Origin of the sequence: Rhodococcus sp. PAE-6, from assembly GCF_025290685.1 — a bacterium.
Classification (GTDB): domain Bacteria; phylum Actinomycetota; class Actinomycetes; order Mycobacteriales; family Mycobacteriaceae; genus Rhodococcus; species Rhodococcus pyridinivorans.
On record NZ_JAOCLZ010000002.1, the window covers coordinates 519,961 to 540,520 of the forward strand.

The 20,560-nt window shown below is 68.2% G+C and carries 26 protein-coding genes; 13 read left to right on the top strand and 13 right to left on the bottom strand.

The genetic code is table 11. From position 1 onward, the window contains the following. Positions 1–107: 107 nt before the first annotated feature. The gene (locus tag NVV99_RS07050; protein ID WP_260782776.1) at positions 108–1,073 is read right to left on the bottom strand and encodes an alpha/beta hydrolase; all 966 of its coding nucleotides are present in this window, start codon (positions 1,071–1,073) and stop codon (positions 108–110) included. A 12-nt stretch (positions 1,074–1,085) separates the two neighbouring features. After that, positions 1,086–1,715: a DUF4126 domain-containing protein gene (locus tag NVV99_RS07055; RefSeq protein WP_006553770.1), complete on the bottom strand. Its 630-nt coding sequence runs from the start codon at positions 1,713–1,715 to the stop codon at positions 1,086–1,088. Between the two features lie 72 nt (positions 1,716–1,787). Here NVV99_RS07055 and NVV99_RS07060 point away from each other — a divergent pair, with 72 nt between their 5' ends. Then, the gene (locus NVV99_RS07060; RefSeq protein ID WP_024103175.1) at positions 1,788–3,176 is read left to right on the top strand and encodes an ATP-binding protein; all 1,389 of its coding nucleotides are present in this window, start codon (positions 1,788–1,790) and stop codon (positions 3,174–3,176) included. Beyond that, a complete protein-coding gene (locus NVV99_RS07065) occupies positions 3,173–5,110 on the top strand; it encodes a VWA domain-containing protein (RefSeq protein WP_024103176.1) in 1,938 nt (645 codons plus the stop codon). Before NVV99_RS07060 ends, NVV99_RS07065 begins: the two co-directional genes overlap by 4 nt. Before the next feature lie 27 nt (positions 5,111–5,137). On the opposite strand, the gene NVV99_RS07070 is transcribed toward NVV99_RS07065, so the two are convergent. The 7 genes from NVV99_RS07070 to rpmB form a co-directional block, all read right to left on the bottom strand. After that, entirely contained in the window at positions 5,138–6,310 is a 1,173-nt protein-coding gene (locus NVV99_RS07070) for an MFS transporter (RefSeq protein ID WP_024103177.1), read from the bottom strand. Between the two features lie 3 nt (positions 6,311–6,313). After that, positions 6,314–6,736, bottom strand: coding sequence for a hypothetical protein (locus NVV99_RS07075; RefSeq protein WP_019288797.1), 423 nt, complete (start codon positions 6,734–6,736; stop codon positions 6,314–6,316). A gap of 32 nt (positions 6,737–6,768) precedes the next feature. Beyond that, complete coding sequence (locus tag NVV99_RS07080; protein ID WP_024103179.1) at positions 6,769–7,695, bottom strand: AEC family transporter; 927 nt, start codon at positions 7,693–7,695, stop codon at positions 6,769–6,771. Between the two features lie 173 nt (positions 7,696–7,868). After that, complete coding sequence (gene rpsR / locus NVV99_RS07085) at positions 7,869–8,126, bottom strand: 30S ribosomal protein S18 (RefSeq protein WP_006553776.1); 258 nt, start codon at positions 8,124–8,126, stop codon at positions 7,869–7,871. A 10-nt stretch (positions 8,127–8,136) separates the two neighbouring features. Further along, entirely contained in the window at positions 8,137–8,442 is a 306-nt protein-coding gene (gene rpsN, locus NVV99_RS07090; RefSeq protein WP_024103180.1) for a 30S ribosomal protein S14, read from the bottom strand. A gap of 2 nt (positions 8,443–8,444) precedes the next feature. Further along, positions 8,445–8,612, bottom strand: a complete 168-nt coding sequence (gene rpmG / locus NVV99_RS07095; RefSeq protein WP_006553778.1) for a 50S ribosomal protein L33 — start codon at positions 8,610–8,612, stop codon at positions 8,445–8,447. After that, positions 8,612–8,848, bottom strand: coding sequence for a 50S ribosomal protein L28 (rpmB, locus tag NVV99_RS07100; RefSeq protein ID WP_006553779.1), 237 nt, complete (start codon positions 8,846–8,848; stop codon positions 8,612–8,614). Before rpmB ends, rpmG begins: the two co-directional genes overlap by 1 nt. A 101-nt stretch (positions 8,849–8,949) precedes the next feature. On the opposite strand from rpmB, the gene NVV99_RS07105 reads away from it, so the two are divergent. The 10 genes from NVV99_RS07105 to NVV99_RS07150 all read left to right on the top strand — a co-directional run bounded on the left by NVV99_RS07105 (position 8,950) and on the right by NVV99_RS07150 (position 17,063). Further along, entirely contained in the window at positions 8,950–10,167 is a 1,218-nt protein-coding gene (locus NVV99_RS07105; protein WP_024103181.1) for a GTP-binding protein, read from the top strand. Then, the gene (locus NVV99_RS07110) at positions 10,164–10,415 is read left to right on the top strand and encodes a type B 50S ribosomal protein L31 (protein WP_006553781.1); all 252 of its coding nucleotides are present in this window, start codon (positions 10,164–10,166) and stop codon (positions 10,413–10,415) included. The genes NVV99_RS07105 and NVV99_RS07110 overlap by 4 nt, the downstream gene beginning before the upstream one ends. Before the next feature lie 32 nt (positions 10,416–10,447). Then, the gene (gene rpmF / locus NVV99_RS07115) at positions 10,448–10,621 is read left to right on the top strand and encodes a 50S ribosomal protein L32 (RefSeq protein WP_006553782.1); all 174 of its coding nucleotides are present in this window, start codon (positions 10,448–10,450) and stop codon (positions 10,619–10,621) included. Positions 10,622–10,684: 63 nt separating this feature from the next. Beyond that, positions 10,685–11,380, top strand: coding sequence for a response regulator transcription factor (locus NVV99_RS07120; protein WP_170318560.1), 696 nt, complete (start codon positions 10,685–10,687; stop codon positions 11,378–11,380). Positions 11,381–11,388: 8 nt separating this feature from the next. Next, positions 11,389–12,792: a HAMP domain-containing sensor histidine kinase gene (locus NVV99_RS07125; RefSeq protein ID WP_064255798.1), complete on the top strand. Its 1,404-nt coding sequence runs from the start codon at positions 11,389–11,391 to the stop codon at positions 12,790–12,792. A 167-nt stretch (positions 12,793–12,959) separates the two neighbouring features. Next, positions 12,960–14,174, top strand: a complete 1,215-nt coding sequence (locus NVV99_RS07130; RefSeq protein ID WP_260782777.1) for a S1C family serine protease — start codon at positions 12,960–12,962, stop codon at positions 14,172–14,174. 74 nt (positions 14,175–14,248) lie between these two features. Then, positions 14,249–14,746, top strand: coding sequence for a molybdenum cofactor biosynthesis protein B (locus tag NVV99_RS07135; protein ID WP_006553786.1), 498 nt, complete (start codon positions 14,249–14,251; stop codon positions 14,744–14,746). Positions 14,747–14,753: 7 nt separating this feature from the next. After that, positions 14,754–14,963 (top strand): hypothetical protein, encoded by a 210-nt coding sequence (locus NVV99_RS07140; RefSeq protein WP_260782778.1) that lies wholly within the window; start codon positions 14,754–14,756, stop codon positions 14,961–14,963. A gap of 574 nt (positions 14,964–15,537) precedes the next feature. Beyond that, positions 15,538–16,377 (top strand): MspA family porin, encoded by an 840-nt coding sequence (locus NVV99_RS07145; protein WP_064255725.1) that lies wholly within the window; start codon positions 15,538–15,540, stop codon positions 16,375–16,377. A 53-nt stretch (positions 16,378–16,430) separates the two neighbouring features. Next, entirely contained in the window at positions 16,431–17,063 is a 633-nt protein-coding gene (locus NVV99_RS07150) for an MspA family porin (RefSeq protein ID WP_064255726.1), read from the top strand. An 88-nt stretch (positions 17,064–17,151) separates the two neighbouring features. Here NVV99_RS07150 and mscL read toward each other — a convergent pair whose 3' ends face one another. From mscL to NVV99_RS07170, 4 genes are all read right to left on the bottom strand, one after another. Then, a complete protein-coding gene (mscL, locus tag NVV99_RS07155; RefSeq protein WP_006553790.1) occupies positions 17,152–17,583 on the bottom strand; it encodes a large-conductance mechanosensitive channel protein MscL in 432 nt (143 codons plus the stop codon). Between the two features lie 125 nt (positions 17,584–17,708). Then, positions 17,709–18,434 carry an SAF domain-containing protein gene (locus tag NVV99_RS07160; protein ID WP_064255727.1) on the bottom strand — a complete coding sequence of 242 codons (726 nt, stop codon included), beginning with the start codon at positions 18,432–18,434 and terminating at the stop codon, positions 17,709–17,711. 106 nt (positions 18,435–18,540) lie between these two features. Further along, a complete protein-coding gene (locus tag NVV99_RS07165) occupies positions 18,541–18,873 on the bottom strand; it encodes an FmdB family zinc ribbon protein (protein ID WP_260782779.1) in 333 nt (110 codons plus the stop codon). 84 nt (positions 18,874–18,957) lie between these two features. Continuing rightward, positions 18,958–19,560: a 5-formyltetrahydrofolate cyclo-ligase gene (locus NVV99_RS07170; RefSeq protein WP_260782780.1), complete on the bottom strand. Its 603-nt coding sequence runs from the start codon at positions 19,558–19,560 to the stop codon at positions 18,958–18,960. A gap of 61 nt (positions 19,561–19,621) precedes the next feature. Here NVV99_RS07170 and NVV99_RS07175 point away from each other — a divergent pair, with 61 nt between their 5' ends. After that, entirely contained in the window at positions 19,622–20,533 is a 912-nt protein-coding gene (locus NVV99_RS07175; protein ID WP_260782781.1) for a UTP--glucose-1-phosphate uridylyltransferase, read from the top strand. The last annotated feature ends 27 nt before the right edge of the window (positions 20,534–20,560 follow it).

Consider the following 20,560-nt stretch of genomic DNA (forward strand, 5'->3'; position numbering starts at 1 on the left):
ACCGTACCTTTCTCATGTGAACCAGTTGGTTAACGGATGACCATACACGAACAACGCGGAATGGACATTTGTTATTTCCGCGTCGTCCGTGCGTGGAGGTGGGCCGATCAGCCCCTCAGCTTGTCGAGCCACGCCTCGAAACCGGACGTGAACTCGTCGGAGAAGGGCAGGTCGGCGACGTAGTCGGCGCCCGTCGACTGCTGGTCGCCGATGTCCTTGAGCACGTGGTTGGTGTGCGTCATGCGCAGCGACGTCAGACGGGTGTGGACGAGTGCCGCGTCGAGCGCGTCGACGTCCTCGACCCGCACCTGGATGTCCTTGGACGAGACCGCGGTGAGCACCGGCAGGTCGCCGGCGACCTGTGCGGCGAGCATCCGCGGATCGAGCGCGTCCTCCTCGGCGAGTGCCTTCGCGTTGGTGGGGACGAGCCCGGCGTTGCGCAGCGGCTCGGGGAGAGTGTCGCTGAGGGTGCCGTCGGCGCGGAGCGACTCGACCGCGCCGGTGAGCGCGACCCGCAGTTCGTCGGCGATCTGGACGGGAAGTTGTCCCGCGGCGACGACGGCGTCGAGCTGTGCGTCGATCTGGGCGGTCAGCAGGTCGAGCAGGCGCACGGCGAGCGGTTCGAGCAGGCCGAGTCCGGCGATCGAGTCGTTGTCCTGGGCGAGCGACAGCGCGATCAGCGCGCCCTCGCTGTGCCCGACGACGTAGAGCCGCTTCGGGTCGACCCCGCGCTGCGAACCGAGGAAGGCGAGCGCGTCGGCGGCGCCGTCGATGAATGTCGAGAAACCGAGATCGGCGACGTCCTCGACGCTGTACGGGCCGAGCGCGGTCACACCGCTGCCGAGCTTGTCGTAGCGCAGACTCGCGAATCCCTTGCGTTCGAGCACGTCGGCGAGATGCCGCAGGGTGCCGATCGATCCGGGGAGCAGTGCGCTGTCGCCGTTGCGGTCGGTGGGACCGCTGCCGGCGAGCAGCAGCACGGCGGGCACCGGACCCCTCATGGAGACGGGTACCCGCAGGCTGCCGTGCAGGGTCACGTCGCCGCTGGAAAAGGTGATCTCGGTGTCCGACATGTCATGTGTCTATCAGAAGTCGCCGGACCGGCCCGTGTCGAGGGCGCCGCGGTGTGGCGTCGGTTTCGTGCGTGACGAACGGGCCCGGCGTACCCGACGGTAGCCCCGTACGCCGAGCCATCCGAACAGCGCCAGCAGCGGGACGACGAGCAGGGGAGCGAGCAGCGCGATCAGCGACGTGACGAACGAGGCGACGCTCTCGACGATCGACAGCACCGGGTTGCCGAAACCGGCGGTGGTCGCGGTACTCGCGACCCGCGTGCCCGTCTGCGCCGTGCTCACCGCCAGGGCGGTCGGGGCGCCGATGACGATGCCCGCGAGTGCCGCCATCGCGGGATCGAGACTCGCGAAGGCCGCCCACGCCGCAAGCGCACCCGCGACCGGCCGGGTCACCGTGCCGAGGGCGGACAGTGCGTTGTCCACGAGCGGCACGAGGTCGGCGACGACCTCCACGGCGGTGGCGATCGTCAGGGCGACGAGCGCCGAGGTGGACCCGAGCCACTGCATCGATTCGTTGAGGACGACCCCGAAGAGTTCGAAGTGGACCGCGGCCGACAGGAGCAGCAGCGGCAGGAAGGTGCGCAGCCCGGTGGCGGCCGCGAGCCCCAGCCCGAGCAGGGCCGCCAGGATCCAGGTGTCCATGCGGCGAGTGTAGGCGGACCGGTCGCGGGATCGCGGATGCCGAAACGGCGGTTCGGTCGTACCTTGGGTGAGGTGACGTCACCCACACCGCGCCCCTCCACGGTCGGCGAGCTCCGCGCCTCCGGCCACGTGCAACGGTCCGTCAAGGACGAGATCCGGCACAACCTGCTCGCTGCGCTGCGCGACGGTACCGATCCGTGGCCCGGCATCCTCGGTTTCGAGGACACCGTCGTCCCGCAGCTCGAACGCGCCCTCATCGCCGGTCACGACGTGGTCCTGCTCGGCGAACGCGGTCAGGGCAAGACCCGCCTGCTACGTACCCTGCCGCTGCTGCTCGACGAATGGACCCCGGTCATCGCCGGTTCGGAGCTCGGCGAGCATCCCTACGAGCCCATCACCCCGGCGTCGATCCGCCGGGCCGCCGAACTCGGCGACGACCTGCCCGTCGCGTGGCGGCACCGCAGCGAGCGGTACGCCGAGAAGCTCGCGACGCCCGACACTTCGGTTGCCGACCTCGTCGGCGACGTCGACCCCGTGAAGGTCGCCGAGGGCCGCAGCCTCGGTGATCCGGAGACGATCCACTTCGGTCTCGTGCCCCGCGCGCACCGCGGCATCGTCGCCGTCAACGAACTGCCCGACCTGGCCGAACGCATCCAGGTGTCGCTGCTCAACGTCATGGAGGAACGCGACATCCAGGTGCGCGGTTACACGTTGCGCCTGCCCCTCGACGTGTTGCTCGTGGCGAGTGCGAACCCCGAGGACTACACGAATCGCGGCCGCATCATCACTCCGCTCAAGGACCGCTTCGGAGCGGAGATCCGCACGCACTACCCGACGCGACTCGAGGACGAGATCGCCGTCATCGAGCAGGAGGCGCATCTGCAGGCCCGCGTCCCCGACTATCTGCTCGAGATCCTGGCACGGTTCACCCGGCTGCTGCGCGAATCGACGTCCGTCGACCAGCGTTCGGGTGTCTCTGCACGGTTCGCCGTCGCCGGCGCCGAGACCGTCTCGGCCGCGGCCCTGCATCGCGGTGCGGTCCTCGGCGAGGACGATCCGGTCGCGCGTCCCGTCGATCTCGGCACCGTCGTGGAGGTGCTCCGAGGCAAGGTCGAGTTCGAATCCGGCGAGGAGGGAAGGGAATTCGAGATCCTCGATCATCTCCTCCGGCGCGCGACGGCCGAAACGGCCCGCTCGCGACTCGCGGGCGTCGATCTCGGGCCGCTCGTCTCCGCCGTCGAGCAGGGCGAGCCGGTGGTCACCGGTGAGCGGATCACCGCGAAGGTGCTGCTCGACGAACTCCCCGAACTGCCTGTGCTCGATGCCGTCGCCGAACGGCTCGGTGCCACCGACACCGGAAGTCGCGCTGCGGCAGTGGAACTCGCCCTCGAAGGTCTGTATCTGGCACGGCGCATCGCCAAGGACACCGGCGACGACGGCTCGGCGGTGTACTCCCGATGAGCAGGTCCGCCCGCTACGGTCCGTATACCGGGGGCGATCCGCTCGCCCCACCGGTGGACCTGCGCGACGCGCTCGCCGCGATCGGCGACGACGTCATGGCCGGCGCCTCACCCAAGCGCGCCCTGCGGGAGTTGCTGCGCCGCGGGCAGGACGGCATGCGGGGTCTCGACAAGCTTGCCGCGCAGGCGAATCGGCGTCGACGGCAGCTGCTCGACCGCACCAACCTCGACGGCACCCTCCAGGAGGTGCGCGAGCTTCTCGATCGCGCCGTGCTCGAGGAACGCAAAGAACTGGCCAGGGCCCTCGACGACGACGCGCGGTTCGCCGAGATGCGGATCGAGGAACTGCCGCCGTCGACGGCGCAGGCCGTGCAGGAACTCGCCGACTACGACTGGCGCAGCGCGCAGGCCCGACAGGATTACGAGAAGATCCGCGACCTGCTCGGCCGGGAGATGCTCGACCAGCGCTTCTCCGGGATGAAGCAGGCGCTCGAGGGGGCCACCGACGAGGACCGGCAACGCATCTCGGAGATGCTCGAGGACCTCAACGACCTGCTCGACAAGCACTCCCACGGTGAGGACACCGAGGAGGACTTCGAGCAGTTCATGGCCCAGCACGGCGAGTTCTTCCCGGAGAACCCGCAGAACGTCGAGGAACTGCTCGACTCCCTCGCACAGCGGGCCGCGGCGGCGCAGCGGCTGCGCAACTCCCTCACCCCCGAGCAGCGCGACGAACTCGACGCTCTCGCACAGCAGGCGTTCGGATCCCCGGATCTGATGAGCCAGCTCGACCGTCTCGACGGCCACCTGCGGGCCGCGCGTCCCGGCGAGGACTGGACCGGCTCCGAGCAGGTGCGCGGCGAACAGGGCATGGGTCTCGGCGAGGCCACCTCGGCGCTGCAGGAGTTGTCCGAACTCGACCAGCTCGCCGAGCAGCTGTCGCAGCAGTACGCCGGGGCGTCCCTCGACGACATCGACCTCGACGCGCTCGCCCGTCATCTCGGACCCGAGGCCGCGGCCGATGCACGCACCCTCGCCGAACTCGAGAAAGAACTGCAGCGACAGGGCTTCTTCGACCGTGGTGCCGACGGGCAGTGGCGACTGTCGCCCAAGGCCATGCGCCGGCTCGGCGAAGCGGCGCTGCGCGACGTCGTCAACCGCATCTCGTCGCGCACCGGGCAACGCGAGTCGCGGCGGGTGGGTGTGCTCGGCGAACCGACCGGCGCGTCGAAAGCATGGGAGTTCGGCGACACCGAACCGTGGGACGTCGTACGGACCCTCACCAACGCGACCCTGCGCAGTCCCGGTCTGCCGGTGCGGATGTCGGTGCAGGACGTCGAGGTGATCGAGACCGAGCAGCGGACGCAGGCGGCGGTCGCGCTGCTCGTCGACACGTCGTTCTCGATGGTCATGGACGGTCGCTGGGTGCCGATGAAACGCACGGCCCTCGCGCTCAACCATCTCGTGTCCACGCGCTTCCGCGGGGATGCGTTGCAGCTCATCGCGTTCGGCCGGCACGCCCGGGTGGTGTCGGCGCCCGAACTCGCCGGGCTCGACGGCGTCTACGAGCAGGGCACCAATCTGCACCACGCCCTGATGCTCGCGGGTCGTCACCTGCGTCGACATCCCAACGCGCAGCCGGTGGTCTTCGTCGTCACCGACGGTGAACCCACCGCTCACCTCGAACCGGACGGCTTCGCGGCCTTCGACTACCCGCCGAGCGCACGCACTCTGGGGCTGACGGTGCGCGAACTCGACCACATCGCGCGGCTCGGCGCCCAGGTCACGATCTTCCGGCTCGGCAGCGATCCGGGGCTCGCGCGGGTCGTCGACGTGCTGGCGCGTCGCGTCGGGGGACGAGTGGTCGCGCCCGATGTCGACGGTCTCGGGGCGGCGGTCGTCGCCGACTACGTGCGGGCCCGTCGGCGGTCGTAGGAACTCGGCGCGAGGCGCCCCGGGAACTCAGTGGCGCACCGACCGCCACGTGGTCGTCGCTGCGGCGGACAGCAGGGCGGCGGTCACCCAGAAAATCGACGCGACACCGGCGGCCCCGGCGATCGCGCCGGCCACCATGGGCACCGCGACCTGCCCGAGACGGTTGCCGGTCAATCGCACCGCCAGCGCCGACGCGCGGTCGGCCGGTGCGACGAGTTCGACCACCCACGTCATCGTCAGGGGTTGGCCGACGCCCCAGAACATTCCGCACACGGCGAGCAACGCGCCGATGACCCAGGGATTCGGCACGAGCGGCAGCAGCGCGACCGGCACGATGGTCCCGGCGGTCGCGGAGACGAGCAGCCACCTGCGCGGAATCCGGCGCAACGCCCACGGCAGCAGAGCACGCGAGACGATCGACGTCACGGTGCGGGCGGTGAGCAGGATCGACACCAGGAGCACACCGAACCCGAACTGCTCACCGAGCAACGGCAGGTAGGCCACGACCAGGTCGACCGAGGCGAGGACCACCAGGCTCGACAGCATTGCGGGCTTCATGCCCTTCGTCGCGAGCATCGACAGGATCGACTGCGGCGCGCCGTCCTCCGCGGTGCGACCGGAGCCGGGCGGCTCGTGGAGCCCCAGCACCAGCGGCAGGGAGAGCAGCGAAAACACCGTCATGACCAGCAACGCCCCAGTGGTCTCGACGGAGCCGTTGCCGTCGCCGGTGGTCGCGGCGATCACGCCGGCGACGGGCACACCGACGGCCTGACCGACCGACACACCCAGCGTGAGACCGGCGAAGCCGCGATCCAGTTGCCCCGGCGGCGACAGGATCGACACGAATGCCTGCCCCGACACCGTGACGAGCAACTGTCCGAGACCGAGCACGACGTTGCCGGCGGCGAGCACGAACAATCCCGAACTGAGAGCGATCAACCCGGCACCGACCGTGGTGACGACGATGCCCGAACGCAGAATGGCGGTCGTGTGCCCGCGGTCCACGACACGTCCCATCCGCACCGCCGCGATCAGCGGAACGATGGCGTAGAGCGCGGTGACGGCACCGATGGTCGTCGCGTCACCGCCCAGCGCGAGGATCCGGTAGGAGACCAGGACACGGATCGACTGGAATGCCGCGTGCAACAGGGCCGTGGACAAGCACAGATACAGCAGCCAGTGACGCGGAGGATGCGGCATATGTCAGGCGCCGGCGGTCACGACCCGGTCGCCGAGTGGCGACTGCAAGGAGACCTCGAGGGCGCCGACGACGGCGACCATGATGCACATGCGGTCCTGCATCTCCGGCAGCGTGCCGCCGAGGAGCGTCACCGTCACCGTGTCGTCCGTTTCGGTGACGGTCGCGTCGACGCCGAAGCACTCGGGGGTGCCCGTCTCGAAGTGCAGGGCGATCCGGTCGTCGCTCACTCGCGACCACGACAGGATCGTCAGCGGATGCGCATCGACGATGTCGGGTCGCGCCGAGAACGCCGTCGCCCCTGCCGGAACCGGTTCCTCGGGCAGCGCGGGGACGTCCGGTGTACCCGAACTCGATCCGCAGGCCGCGATGAGCAGGCACATCGCGAGGACGGTGATTCCCCGGCAAGCACGGACGACGGAACGCATGGTTCCCACGGTATTCCCGTGTCGCGTGTTCATCACGCCAGCAGGGCGGCGGTCACGCCGATCGCAGGGATGGAGGCGAGGGTGGTGACGAGGGCGGCGTCGCGGGCGAGCACCGTGCCGCGACCGTAAGCGCTCGCGTAGACGAACACGTTCTGCGCGGTGGGTAGCGCGGCGACCACCACGACGGCGAACAGCGCATGGCCGTCGAGGCCGAACACGAAACGCCCCATCAGATACGCGAGCACCGGCTGGGCGAGGATCTTGAGCACCGAGGCGAGCGCGATGTCGCGGCGCGGGCTCGTCCCCTTCTCGAGCACCCGGACGCCCTGCAGCGACAATCCGAACGCGAGCAGCGCACCGGGCACCGACGCGCCGCCGAGCAGATGGAACGGCTGCAGCAACGCCTCGGGAGGCGTCCACTCGCTGATCGCGATGGCGAGTCCGGCCGCGGCGGCCAGGACGATGGGGTTCTTGAACGGCGCGAGCAGGGTGTCGAGGAGCGAGACCCCGGCGCGCATCGTCGACAGGTCGAGCATCGTCAGCGCGATGGGGGAGAGCACGACGATCTGGAACAACAACAGGGGCGCGACGAACGACGCGTCGCCGAGCACGAAGACCGCAATGGGGATGCCGAGGTTCGCGGAGTTGACGTAGCCGGCGCACAGCGCGCCGATGGTCGCCTCGGGAACCGCACGTCGCAGCCAGAGCTTCGCGACGACGAAGTGCACGATCGCGACGGCGAACGCCGTGGCCGCTGCGATGTAGAGATTGGGCGAGAAGATCACCGACAGGTCGGACGTCGCGAGCACGTCGAACAGCAGCGCGGGGGTGGCGACGAAGAAGACGAGCCGGCTGAGCACCGTCTGCGCCTCGTGCCCGAGGGTGCCCAGGCGCCCCAGCGTGAAGCCGATGGCGATGATCACGAAGATGACACTGAACCCCGCGATCACACCCGACACGGTTGCCTAGTCTAAGGACCCCGGAGTGTCGTCCCGCCATCGGACCGCAGCGAGCGTCGAGACCGGTGTTATTTGTGATTCTCGGCCGATCTTCGAAAACAACACCGGTCTCGGGTGCACATACGACGACGCCGCCCCTCCCGATGGGGAGAGGCGGCGTCGGAAGCTACGACCTACTTGCTGCTGACGTAGGGGAGCAAGGCCATCTCACGGGCGTTCTTCACCGCGACGGCCACCTGACGCTGCTGCTGCGGGGTCAGGCCCGTGACGCGACGGCTGCGGATCTTGCCGCGGTCGGAGATGAAGGTGCGGAGCAGATTGACGTCCTTGTAGTCGACGTACTCGATCTTCGCCGCGAAGAGGGGGTTCTTCTTGGGCTTGCGTCCCTCTACGGCACGCGACTTCTTCGACGGTCCTCGCTTGACTGCCATATCTCGCTCCTCACCAGCTCGACTTGTGGACGCCGGGTAGTTCCCCGCGGTGGGCGAGTTCACGCACACGCACTCGTGAGAGCCCGAACTTTCGCAGGTGGCCGCGCGGGCGGCCGTCCGCAGCGTCTCGATTGCGCAATCGTACCGGACTGGCGTCGCGGGGTAGACGCTGCAGTGCCCGCTGGGCTTCGTTGCGCTCTTCGGGCGAGGACGACGGTCGGCGCACGACCTCCTTCAGTTCCTCGCGGCGCTCGGCGTACCGGGCCACGATCGCCTTCCGTTGCTCGTTGCGTGCGATCTTCGATTTCTTCGCCACGACTACTTCTCCTCGCGGAAGTCGACGTGTCTGCGCAGCACGGGGTCGTACTTGCGCAGGACGAGACGGTCGGGATCGTTCCGGCGGTTCTTCCGGGTGACGTAGGTGTAGCCGGTCCCGGCGGTCGAGCGAAGCTTGACGACGGGACGGATCTCGCTGCGTGCTGCCATCAGAACTTCTCCCCGCGGGCACGCAGACGGGCGACAACGCTCTCGATGCCGTCGCGGTCGACGATCTTGATGCCCTTGGTGGACAGGTTCAGCGCGACCCGGCGTCCGAGCGAGGGTACGAAATAGGTTCTGCGCTGGATGTTCGGGTTCCACCGCCGGCTGGTGCGGACATGGGAGTGCGATACGGATCTCCCGAAACCGGGTCGCCGTCCGGTGAGTTGGCACGTGGCCGACACGTCGGCTCCTTTCGTAGGTAACGACAATCATTTTCGACAAAGTGCGCCGCCAACTGTACGCTTCGACATCGTTAATGACAATCGTTATCGAAAGGAATGCTGTGGACATCAGGACGCCGCTCGTCATCGTCTGCGGATGGCGCGGACGGACTGCGCAGGCCGCGCGGTCACTACTGCGTCCGGGCACCGCGGTCGTCCACCATGACCTGTCCGGTCTCGACCAGGGCGTACTCCGCCGCTCCGTGCTCACCGTCGAGGATGAACGCACCGAGATCCTCGAACTCGCGCACGGGTGCGTCTCCTGCACACTGCGCGAGGATCTGCTGCCGCTTCTGCGCCGCATGCGCGACTACAGCAGCGTCGACCGGATCGTGCTGCACCTCGACCCGCAACTCGAACCCGAGGCATTGTGCTGGGCAGTCGAACATGTCGTGGTGAGCGGGATCGTCGGTCGTGTCGACGGACCCGCGTCCCTCGATGTCCGGGTGGACGGCGTCGTGACCTGCCTCGACGCCGCAACCTGGCTTGAGGACGCGACGGGCGACGACGAACTGAACGAGCGTGTCGACGACGACCGCACCCTGGCGCAGGTCGTCGTCGGCCAGGTCGAGTTCGCCGATGCGCTGGTGGTGCTCCCCGGAGCGGACGGCTGGCAGCAGGCGCGCCTGCACGCGGTGCTCACCCGACTCGCCCCGGACGCGCCGATCGCGTGGGCGGGGGAACCGGACGTCGAGCGGCTCCTCCGGGAGATACCCGCCACCGCCCGTCGGGGGGCGATCGACGGAGCGCACTCGCCTCTCCTACGAGGTCAACCGCCTCTCGACGACGACTGCGGAATCCGCCTCGTCGAGTTCTCCGCCGACCGGCCGTTCCATCCGGAACGTCTCCACCACGCGATCGACGTGCTGCTCGACGGCGTCGTGCGCGCCCGCGGGCGACTGTGGGTCGCCACCCAACCCGACAATGCGCTGCTCGTCGAATCAGCCGGTGGAGGACTGCGGGTCGCTCACGCGGGGCCATGGCTCGCGTCGATGGCTCCCGATCAGCAGCGCGAGATCCCGGCGGAACGCCGCGCGATGGCGTCGCTGCGCTGGGACGAACGCTACGGCGACCGGGACACGAGCATCGTCGTCCTCGTCCACGACGCCGACTCGGAACTCATCGACCGCACGCTGCGCGCGGCGGTCGTGACAGACGACGAGTTCGCCCGCCCCGATCTGTGGCCGACCTGGCGCGACCCCTTCGGCCGATTCCACGAAGACCCTTGTGACGACCTCCCGGCAGACCGCCGCGACAACGAGAGAGAAGGACACCGATGAAATCAGGCCTGCATCCCGACTACCACCCCGTGGTCTTCCAGGACGCCAACACCGGCGCCACCTTCCTGACCCGCTCCACCGCGACATCCGAACGCACGACCGTCTGGTCGGACGGCCTTACCTACCCGCTGATCGTCGTCGACGTCACGAGCGACTCGCATCCGTTCTGGACGGGCGCCGCCCGCCTGCTCGACACCGCCGGTCGCGTCGAGAAGTTCGAACGCAAGTACGGCCGGCGCCGACCCTGATCCCGCACGTCCCGACATCGAAGGAGAACGACATGGCAGTCCCCAAACGCAGGAAGTCCCGCTCCAACACCCGTCACCGCCGGTCGCAGTGGACGGCGAAGGTCCCCGATCTCGTGCCGATCACGGTCGACGGAACGACCGTGAAGGTGCCCCGCAGGCTCGTCGAGGCCGTGCACAGGGGTGAGGTCGACCCGCGGACCGACTGAGTCGTAGAGCCCGCCGGCCACCGCGGGTTCTCAGCGCGCTCTCAGTAGGCGCAGGCCACAATGGTGATCATGCGCATTCTGGTGGTCGACGACGACCGTGCAGTGCGGGAGTCGCTGCGCCGGTCACTGAGCTTCAACGGATACACGGTCGACCTCGCGACGGACGGGCAGGACGCCCTCGAACAGGTCGCGACGTCGCGTCCGGATGCGATGGTGCTCGACGTCATGATGCCGCGCGTCGACGGCCTCGAAGTGTGCCGCCGGCTCCGCAGCACCGGCGACGACCTGCCGATCCTCGTCCTCACGGCGCGCGACTCCGTCTCGGAGCGGGTCGCGGGTCTCGACGCGGGGGCCGACGACTACCTGCCGAAACCGTTCGCGCTCGAGGAACTGCTCGCGCGACTGCGGGCGCTGCTGCGTCGTGCCGCGCCCGACCCGGACTCGTCCGCCGACGAGGTGCTGCGGTTCGCCGACCTCAGCCTCGACCCTGCGACCCGCGAGGTCACTCGCGGCGACCGGCCGATCAGCCTCACCCGCACCGAGTTCTCCCTGATGGAGATGCTCATGGCAAACCCGAGGAGGGTCCTCACGCGCAGCCGCATCCTCGAGGAGGTGTGGGGTTACGACTTCCCGACCTCCGGCAACGCCCTCGAGGTCTACGTGGGGTATCTGCGACGCAAGACCGAGGCCGGTGGGGAACCGCGCCTGATCCACACGGTGCGCGGCGTCGGGTACGTGCTGCGCGAGACCCCGCCGTGAGCGACCTGATGCGACCACCTCTTCTCCTGACCCGCTCGGTGCCGCTGCGCATCCGCGTCACGCTTCTCGCGGCCGGCGCAGTGGCGCTCGCCGTCGCCGTCACCTCCATCGCGGCCTACGCCGTGGTCTCGCGGGCGTTGTACTCGGAGGTCGACACCCAGTTGCGGGCGCGGGCCGCCGCGCTCGTCGAGTCGAGCACCCTCATCACCTACGACCCGCGCTACATCGGTGGGGCCCAGCTCTACAGCTCCGACATCAGCGTTGCCCTGATCTACCCGGATCTCGGCAGGTACGTGCCGCCGGGCTCGTCGGTGCCCATCGGCGAACCCGAACTGGCGGTGGCCGAGGGCGACCGGGAGTCGTCGCTGCGCACCGTCGCCCAGCAGCGCGTACTGGCCCAGCGCATGCCCGACGGCAGCACGGTCGTGATCGCGCAGCGACTGCGTCCCACCGTCGAGATCCTCAACCGCCTGGCGAGTGTGCTGTTCATCGTCGGCGGGTGCGGGGTGGTGCTCGCCGCCGCCGTCGGCGCGACCGTCGGCCGCACCGGTCTGCGTCCCGTCGCCCGGCTCACCGCCGCCGCCGAGCGGGTCGCGCGCACCGACGACCTGCGGCCCATCCGGGTGACCGGGCACGACGAGCTCGCCCGCCTCACCGAGAGCTTCAACATGATGCTGCGTGCGCTCGCCGAGTCGCGAGAACGGCAGAGCCGGCTGGTCGCCGACGCCGGCCACGAACTGAAGACACCGCTGACCTCGCTGCGCACCAACATGGAACTGCTCATCGCCGCGAGCCGTCCCGGTGCACCGAGCCTGCCCGACGAGGACATGGCCGAGCTGCGGGCCGACGTCATCGGCCAGATCGAGGAGTTGTCGACGCTCGTCGGCGATCTCGTCGACCTCGCTCGTGAGGATGCACCGGAGACGGTCTTCGAGGTCGTCGACGTCGCCGAGGTGGTGGACCGCAGTCTCGAACGTGCGCGTCGACGGCGTACCGACATCGAGTTCCGGGCCACCACCGAGCAGTGGTTCGTCTTCGGCGACCAGGCCGGGCTCACCCGCGCCGTGGTCAACGTCCTCGACAATGCGGCCAAGTGGAGCCCGGCGGGGGAAGACGTCGTCGTGAACATGCGGCAGATCGCCAGCGGTCTGATGGAGCTGACCGTCGACGACGCCGGCCCGGGGATCCCGGAGGAGGAACGCGAACTGGTGTTCGAACGGTTCTACCGGGCGACGACCGCGCGGTCGATGCCGGGATCCGGTCTGGGACTGGCCATCGTGCGACAGATGGTCACGAAGCACGGCGGGACGATCGCCGTCGAACGGTCGGATCGGGGCGGCGCGCTGATCCGCATCGTGCTGCCCGGCACACCGGCCCTCGACGGAGAGACACACCCCACCGAGATCGAATGAATTCGACAGCAGAATCGCGGGTACTTCTGAGGCGACTCTCAGCTGCCCGGTCCATGCTGGACGAAGAAGCGCGGAGGTGCTCGACGCACCCCGCATCATCGGCCACCGCACGCCGACGTCGACCCGTATGCGTCCGGTGGCCCCGGCGGACGAAGGTGAAGTGACGAATGAGTGAGGACCCCACCCGCGGCGCGGGAGCACCGCAACCGCAACCCCATCCGTACGGCCCCGGCGGATACACCGGCCCCTACCCGCACACACCCCAGCAGTCGGCACCTCCGCCACCGACCGCAGGATCCGGCCGGGTGCCGGGTCGCTCCGCCCTCGCCGTGGGGGCCATCGCGCTCGCGCTGGTGAGCGGCGGCATCGGTGGCGCGGTCGGCGCGTGGTCGGTGCGCGATTCGTCCGGACCGGTCGTCAACTCCCTCGACGCTCCGAAGCCCGAGACCCAGTCGGTCGCCGCTGCCCCCGAGGGCAGCGTGCAGGCCGTCGCCGACAAGGTCGTGCCGAGCGTCGTGCGGATCGAGGTCGCAGGACGCACCGGCGCGGGTGAAGGGTCGGGCGTGGTCCTGTCGTCGGACGGATTGATCCTCACCAACAACCACGTCGTGGCGGGTGGAGGTCAGGGGGCGCAACTGACGGTCTTCTTCTCGGACGGGTCCACCGCGCCGGCGACGGTCGTCGGTGCGGATGCGGTGTCGGACATCGCTGTCATCCGGACCGAAGGGCGCACCGATCTCACTCCCATCGAACTCGGTAGTTCGGAGAATCTCGCGGTAGGCCAGGAGGTCGTGGCCGTCGGGTCACCGCTCGGACTGCAGAGCACCGTGACGGCGGGCATCGTGTCCGCACTCAACCGGCCCGTGTCCACGAGCGGGGACAACGCCAATCAGGCGTCGGTCATCGACGCGATCCAGACCGACGCGGCGATCAACCCCGGCAACTCCGGCGGTGCGCTGGTCGACATGGAAGGCCGCCTCGTCGGCATCAACACCGCGATCGCCACGGCCGGCGGACAGTCGGGTTCGATCGGCCTCGGTTTCGCGATCCCCGTCGAACAGGCCCGGCGTGTCGCGCAGGAACTCGTCGACACGGGTAAGGCGACGCACGCGATCATCGGTGTCCAGGTTCCGTCCCGGGACGACGCCTACGGTGCGCGCGTCGTGGAGGTCGTGCCCGACGGGCCGGCCGACCGAGCCGGAATCCCCGACAACGCGATCATCGTCCGGGTCGACGATCGGGTCGTGACCGACGGCGACTCGCTCATCGCCGCGATCCGCTCCCGCGCGCCGGGGGACACCGTGAAGATCACCTACAAGACGCCCGACGGCAACGAGACCACAGTCGACGTGGTGACTGCGTCGGATTCGGCCGGACGATGAGGAACGACATGGACATAGCTCACATTCCGGTACAAGAGCCGCATGCTTTCGAGCCGCAAACTACCGTGGACCTCATGGAACTCGAAGCTCCCAGAAAAGGCCGCGCACTCGTCGTCGTCGTCGACGATCGCGTCTCCCACGGCGACAGTCCGGACTCCGCGGGTCCGCTCGTCACGGAGCTTCTCGTCGAAGGTGGCTTCGCTGTCGACGGTGTCGTGACGGTCGCTGCCGACGAGGTCGAGATCCGAAATGCACTCAATACCGCAGTGATCGGCGGCGTCGACCTGGTGATCTCCGTCGGTGGCACCGGTGTCACCCCGCGCGATGTGACTCCCGACGCGACCGAGGACGTACTCGATCATGAGATCCGCGGCATCGCCGAGGCGCTGCGTTCGTCGGGCCTGGCGTCGGGCGCCGTCGACGCCGGCCTCTCCCGCGGTCTCGTGGGAGTCTCCGGATCGACGCTCGTGGTGAACCTCGCGTCGTCGCGTCCCGCCATCCGCGACGGGATGGCGACGTTGTTGCCTCTCGCTGCACACGTCATCGAAGAGTTGTCCTGGATGGAGGAGTGACGACGCCGTGTCCGACGACCGTGATCCCTCGCACGACGAGGTGACCGGCGAGCAGCAGCAGAGCCGTGCCCGGATCGACCGGGCACGGCTGGCGCGCATCTTCGGGGATGTACTTCCCGAGACGACACGCGACGAACGGGGCGAGAACGACTCCGGCGGTGGCGACTCGGATGAATGGCTGTGCAGGCAGGTGCCTCCGCACCATTCCGGTGGGTGATCTGTATCACTGATGTCGAGTTGCGCTCAACCGGATTACAACCCGTTGTCGACCGCAACGAAACGTCGCCGCAACGGTCCGTTCATCTCCATCTGGCCCGCGCGATCTTTTGGATCTGTGTTTCCAGTCACAGAAGGCATTTCGTCCTGCACTCCGGGTGCACTAAATATGTGGCTTCTACCTGCGCCGATGTGGCGGTGGGCGGGTCATGTACGTGTAATCCCGGGTTGCATATTCCACCCCGAAAAGTGTCCGATTTGCCCGCTTCGGTGAATCGCTGGGCGCGTGGCCTGCACCGCGCCTATACCGGAGCGTTACGAAAGCTAGGCGTTGCTCCAGGAATGGTCACGGTCTAATCTCCCTCTCAGGTTCAAACCGGTCGAGCCCAGGCTTCACGGCCTGGGCTCGGTCACGAATCGGTAAAGCAAAACCGTGCGGACGATGGACGTACCGACACACCGACGGGTGATCCGCCGGTGTGTTCGCTGTGGACAGCGGCCCGCGGGCGACAGGGCGACCACTTGTTGTCGGACGCGGTGCGCAACCCGGCACGCAGAGAACGGATGAGGCATTCATGAAGATTCAGACGCGACGTGGCTTCCGGGCCACCCGCAACGCCACGGTGGCAGCAGCTGCTGTGGCCGGTCTGGTTCTCGGATCGGCCGGCGCCGCAGGTGCCGAGGTCAACGACCAGAACCGGATCGTCTCCAACGGCCACGAGGTCATCGTCACGCAGGAGGACACCTTCATCAACGGTGTGCCCCCGATCGGCGGCAGCCCGCTGAGCCGTGAGTGGTTCCACAACGGCCGCGGCATCGCGAACATCGTCGGCCCCGAGGCGGCGGACTTCGAGGGTTCGACCTTCCAGTTCGGCTACCAGGTCGCGTGGTCGGCCGCCATCGACGGTTCAATTGGGTTTAACTGGACCAGTCCCGACGCGTCTCTGAAATCTGCGGAGAAGCTGGTACCTCAGTACAAGATGATCCCGAATCGCTCCGAGCAGGACGGCGAGTACGTGGACGCTAACGGCAAGGTCGTCAAGAAGGGCGATTTGGTCGACTACGACGGAAACAAGATCGAAGACGCTTCGAAGGCGGTGCCGAAGAAGGACGCCGAAGGCAAGGAGTTGTACACGCCTACGGGTGAATCCAGCCCGGAGGTTGTGGACACGTTGACGGTCAAAAGCATCCTTCCCCAATTGACTGCGGGTATCGAACTGACACCTGCTCCTGGCATCGAGGAACTTGTTGTCGCCGAGGGGCAGTTCGACGGCGACTACAAGGAAGTCCAGATCGCCAACGTCCACGGTGCCGCCACCGGCGTGGTCGGTCCTGTCTCCGTCCGCCCGTTCGTCCGTGTGATCACCGAGAACGGCGACAACGTCACCACCTACGGTCAGGTCTGGACCCTCTAGTCCTGCTCCGCGCCATCCCGCAAGAAATCCCCACCACCACAAACGGAGTAATCATGGGAATCAAGTCGCGTGGCTTCAAGGCCGCTCGTAACGCCACCGTCGCCGGTGCCGCCGTCCTCGGTCTGGTGCTCGGTGCCTCGGGCGCCGCTTCGGCCGAGGTCAACGACCAGAACCGCATCGTCTCCGACGGCCTCGAGGTCGTCGTGACCCAGGAGGACACCTTCATCCAGGGTGTTCCGGCCCTCGGTGGCAGCCCGTTCAACCGCGAGTTCTTCCACAACGGCCGCGGCACCGTGAACCTCCTCGGCGAGGACGCAGCCGACGCCGAGGGCACCACCTTCCAGTTCGGCTACCAGTTCGCGTGGGCCGGCAGCATCGACGGCGCCATCGGCGTCACCTACTCCACCCCGGGTCTCGAGCTGAGCATCAGCGACTCGGTCGAAGCCACTGTCACCGACATCCTCCCGCAGGCCTACGCCGAGCTCGAGCTGACCCCGGCTCCGGGCATCGAGGAGCTCGTCGTCGCCGAGGGCGAGTTCGACGGTGATTTCAAGACCGTTCAGTTCTCCAACGTCCACGGCACGGCCTCCGGCGTCCTCGGCGCCGTCCAGGTCCGTCCGTTCGTCCGCGCCATCACGGCCAACGGCGACAACGTCACCACCTACGGTGCTCCCTGGACCGTCTAAGTAGACGTCCGGCTCAGGCCGAACACAGCACGACAAGACCGGGCTCGCTCGAATCTCGAGCGGGCCCGGTCTTTTCGTCGTCGACCACCTACTCGATGCCCGGGTTGGGTTTGGCGTGAGCGCCCTGAGTAGCCTGGCCGGCCTGTGCCTCGAGGATGTCGCGGATCTGGATGAGCAGGTCCTCGGCGCTGGCCTGCTTGTCCTCCGGTTCGGTGACGAACTTCTTCTTCGCCGCGTTGGCGGGGACGATGAGCACGAAGTACACGACCGCGGCGATGATGATGAAGTTGATGATCGCGGAGATCACCGCGCCGATGTTCACGAAGGTCTCCGGGTTGCCGCTCACGATCTCGAAGCCCCAGCCCATCTCGTTGTCGCCGCCCACCGCGCTGATGAGCGGCTCGATGATGTTCGCGGTGAAGGCGGTGACGATAGCGGTGAATGCCGCACCGACCACGACCGCGACGGCGAGATCGAGGACGTTGCCCCTGAGTATGAAGTCCTTGAAGCCCTTCAGCATGGTGTGCTCCTTTTCGCGGCCTGTCCGCCGGAGCCGCGCACATGAGGTAGGTCACACGGACGTTCACACGATAAACCGCGAGGTCGGTTCCGGGTGGCGATTGCGCTGGGGAAACGAGCGGATGCTCAGTGCAGTGTGACGGTCAGAGCGCTGACGAGTGACGCCGCCGCGACCGCCGTGGCAGGTTCGGGCTCCAGCGCGACCAGCACGACCCGCTCGTTCCGATCCCGCGCCGGCCTGTCGGATTCGGCCAGCACCACCACCGCACCCCGGGCGAGGACGTGCGCACCGGGTAGGAGGCCGTCGGGGCTGTCCGCGACAGTGAGGACGTCGACGCGGTCGCCCTCACGGAGCAGTTCGCTCACCCCGGCATCGGCGAGCCGGATGGGCACTACGCGGGCCTCGGTGGAGCCGGTGGCGACTGCGGCGAGACGAGGACCGAGAAGGCGGGTGTCCACGAGGGGTTCACCGGCCGGCACAGGGCCGGCGAGAGTGTGGCCCACGGCGTCGTCGACGTCGTGCAGGGTCCCGGCGACCACAATGGACCGATCGCGCTCCACGTGCGCGACATCGTCGGCCGTGAGGGTGTGCCCGGGCGCGAGATCGTGAGCCGCGACGACGACACCCACACGATCGGTGTCGGGGTCACCGCGCAGCGCGAGGATCACCGCGAGGACGGCAAGGAGTCCGGCCGCGATCCGGCGCGCCCGGACGATGCGCGACCAGCCGGGGCGGAGGAGTTCGACGAACCGGTCGGGGAGGGTGGGCTGCAGCGAGGCACCCGCAGAGGAGCGCGAGTGGTGCGGATGCGCGCGCGCACGCTGGAGGAACGAGAAAGGGCCGACGGGCATGCCCCGAACCTAGAAGGTGGGGATGCCCTGTCGGCCCCGATGAGTCCTCGGAAGCGGCGGTCTGTGGATGACTCGACCACCTGTGGACAAAGAAAGTCCCGGAAAGTCAGCTCGCGGCGGCAGCGGGTGCAGAAGAGGCGCTGCTCGACGACGAACTGCTCGACGACGAACTGCTCGACGACGAACTGCTCGACGACGAGCTGGTGTCGCTCGACGAGGAGCTGCTCGAGTTCGTCGCCGCGGATTCGCTCGCGGTGCTGCCGCTGCGGGAGTCGGTGCGGTAGAAGCCGCTGCCCTTGAACACGATGCCGACCGAGTTGAAGAGCTTGCGCAGCTTGCCCTCGCACTGCGGGCATTCGGTCAGGGAGTCGTCACTGAAGGACTGCACGATGTCGAACTTGTTGTCGCAGGCCGTGCAGGCATATGAGTAGGTGGGCACCGGTTGATCCTCCGCCAGTTCGTCGAACCGCAGTATTCGTCGTACTGCAGTTTTGGCACTCTACCGCCGACAGTGCCAACAGCGCTAGGGAGTGTGTTGTTCCGCACGGTCGCCGCTACCGAGCCGGACCAGCCCTTTCCCGGGTGTCAGCGCCCATCCCATACGGATGTCGTGGGGGTCCTCGGGGAGTTCGTCGACGAGCTCTTCATCGCGGACCACCGCGATGATCACGGCCTCGGGTGAGGCGAGGTGCAAGGTGCGGTCGTAGAAGCCGGCGCCGCGGCCGAGCCGCACGCCCCGCGCGTCCACCGCCAGGGCCGGGACGAGCACCGTGTGAGCCTTCGCCACCGCCTCGGGCGGGAGGATCTCACCACCCGGCTCGCGCAGCCCGAAATCCGCCGCCATCAGCGTCTTCTCGCCCATGTAGCGGGCCCATGACAACGGTTCGCCGGTGCGCGTGACCGGGACGAGCACCGTCGTTCCGGCCTCGGTCAGAGCGTCGAGGAGCGCGATCGATCCGGGCTCCGAACCCACGGGCACATATGCGCACACCATCGACCCCACCGGGGCCAGCGTCGAGGCCACCGTGGCGAGCGCGGTGTCCTCGATTCTGCGCCTCGCAGCACTCAGCTCGCGCCGAGCTGTAAGAATGCGGTCACGCCAGACCGCTTTCGGGGGTGGGGGCATGTCTGCGCCTTACGATCGCCGAACCACCGTCCTCGGTGGCCGAAGTTTAGGGTGGGAGTCTATGACGAACAGTACGACCGGAGGCACGCGGCATTTCAAGACCGCGGTTGTCCCCGCAGCAGGTATGGGGACGCGGTTCCTTCCCGCAACCAAGACGGTTCCGAAGGAACTCCTGCCGGTGGTCGACACGCCCGGCATCGAGCTCGTGGCGGGTGAAGCCGCGGAGTCGGGCGCCGAACGCCTTCTCATCGTGACGGCGCCGGGCAAGGACGGCGTGGTCGCGCACTTCGTCGAGGACCTCGTCCTCGAGTCCAAGCTCGAGGAGAAGGGCAAGTACGAGCTCCTCGCCAAGGTCCGCAAGGCCCAGGGGCTGCTCGAGGTCGAGTCCGTGGTCCAGGAGAAGCCGCTCGGCCTCGGTCACGCCGTGGCGTGCGCCGAAGAGGCGCTCGATCCCGACGAGGACGCGATCGCCGTGCTGCTGCCCGACGACCTCGTGCTGCCGGTCGGCGTGCTCGAGACGATGCAGCGCGTCCGCGCCAAGCGTGGCGGTTCTGTGCTGTGCGCGATCGACGTGCCCAAGGAACAGGCCAGCGCGTACGGCGTCTTCGACGTCGAGGTCGTGCCGGACGCCGCCAACCCCGACGTGCTCAAGGTACTCGGCATGGTCGAGAAGCCGGCCGTGGAGGACGCACCGTCGACCTTCGCCGCCGCCGGCCGATACCTGCTCGACCGGGCGATCTTCGACGCACTGCGTCGCATCGAGCCCGGAGCCGGGGGAGAGTTGCAGCTCACCGACGCGATCGCCCTGCTCATCTCCGAGGGCCACCCCGTTCACGTGGTGGTGCACCGCGGCACCCGACACGACCTCGGAAATCCCGGGGGCTATCTGCGCGCTGCGGTTGACTCGGCGTTGAACACGGAAGAGTACGGGCCTTCGCTGCGCGAGTGGCTCATCGAGCGCTTGAAGCGCTGACTGCAGGACGGGCTGGAGGACGAGAAG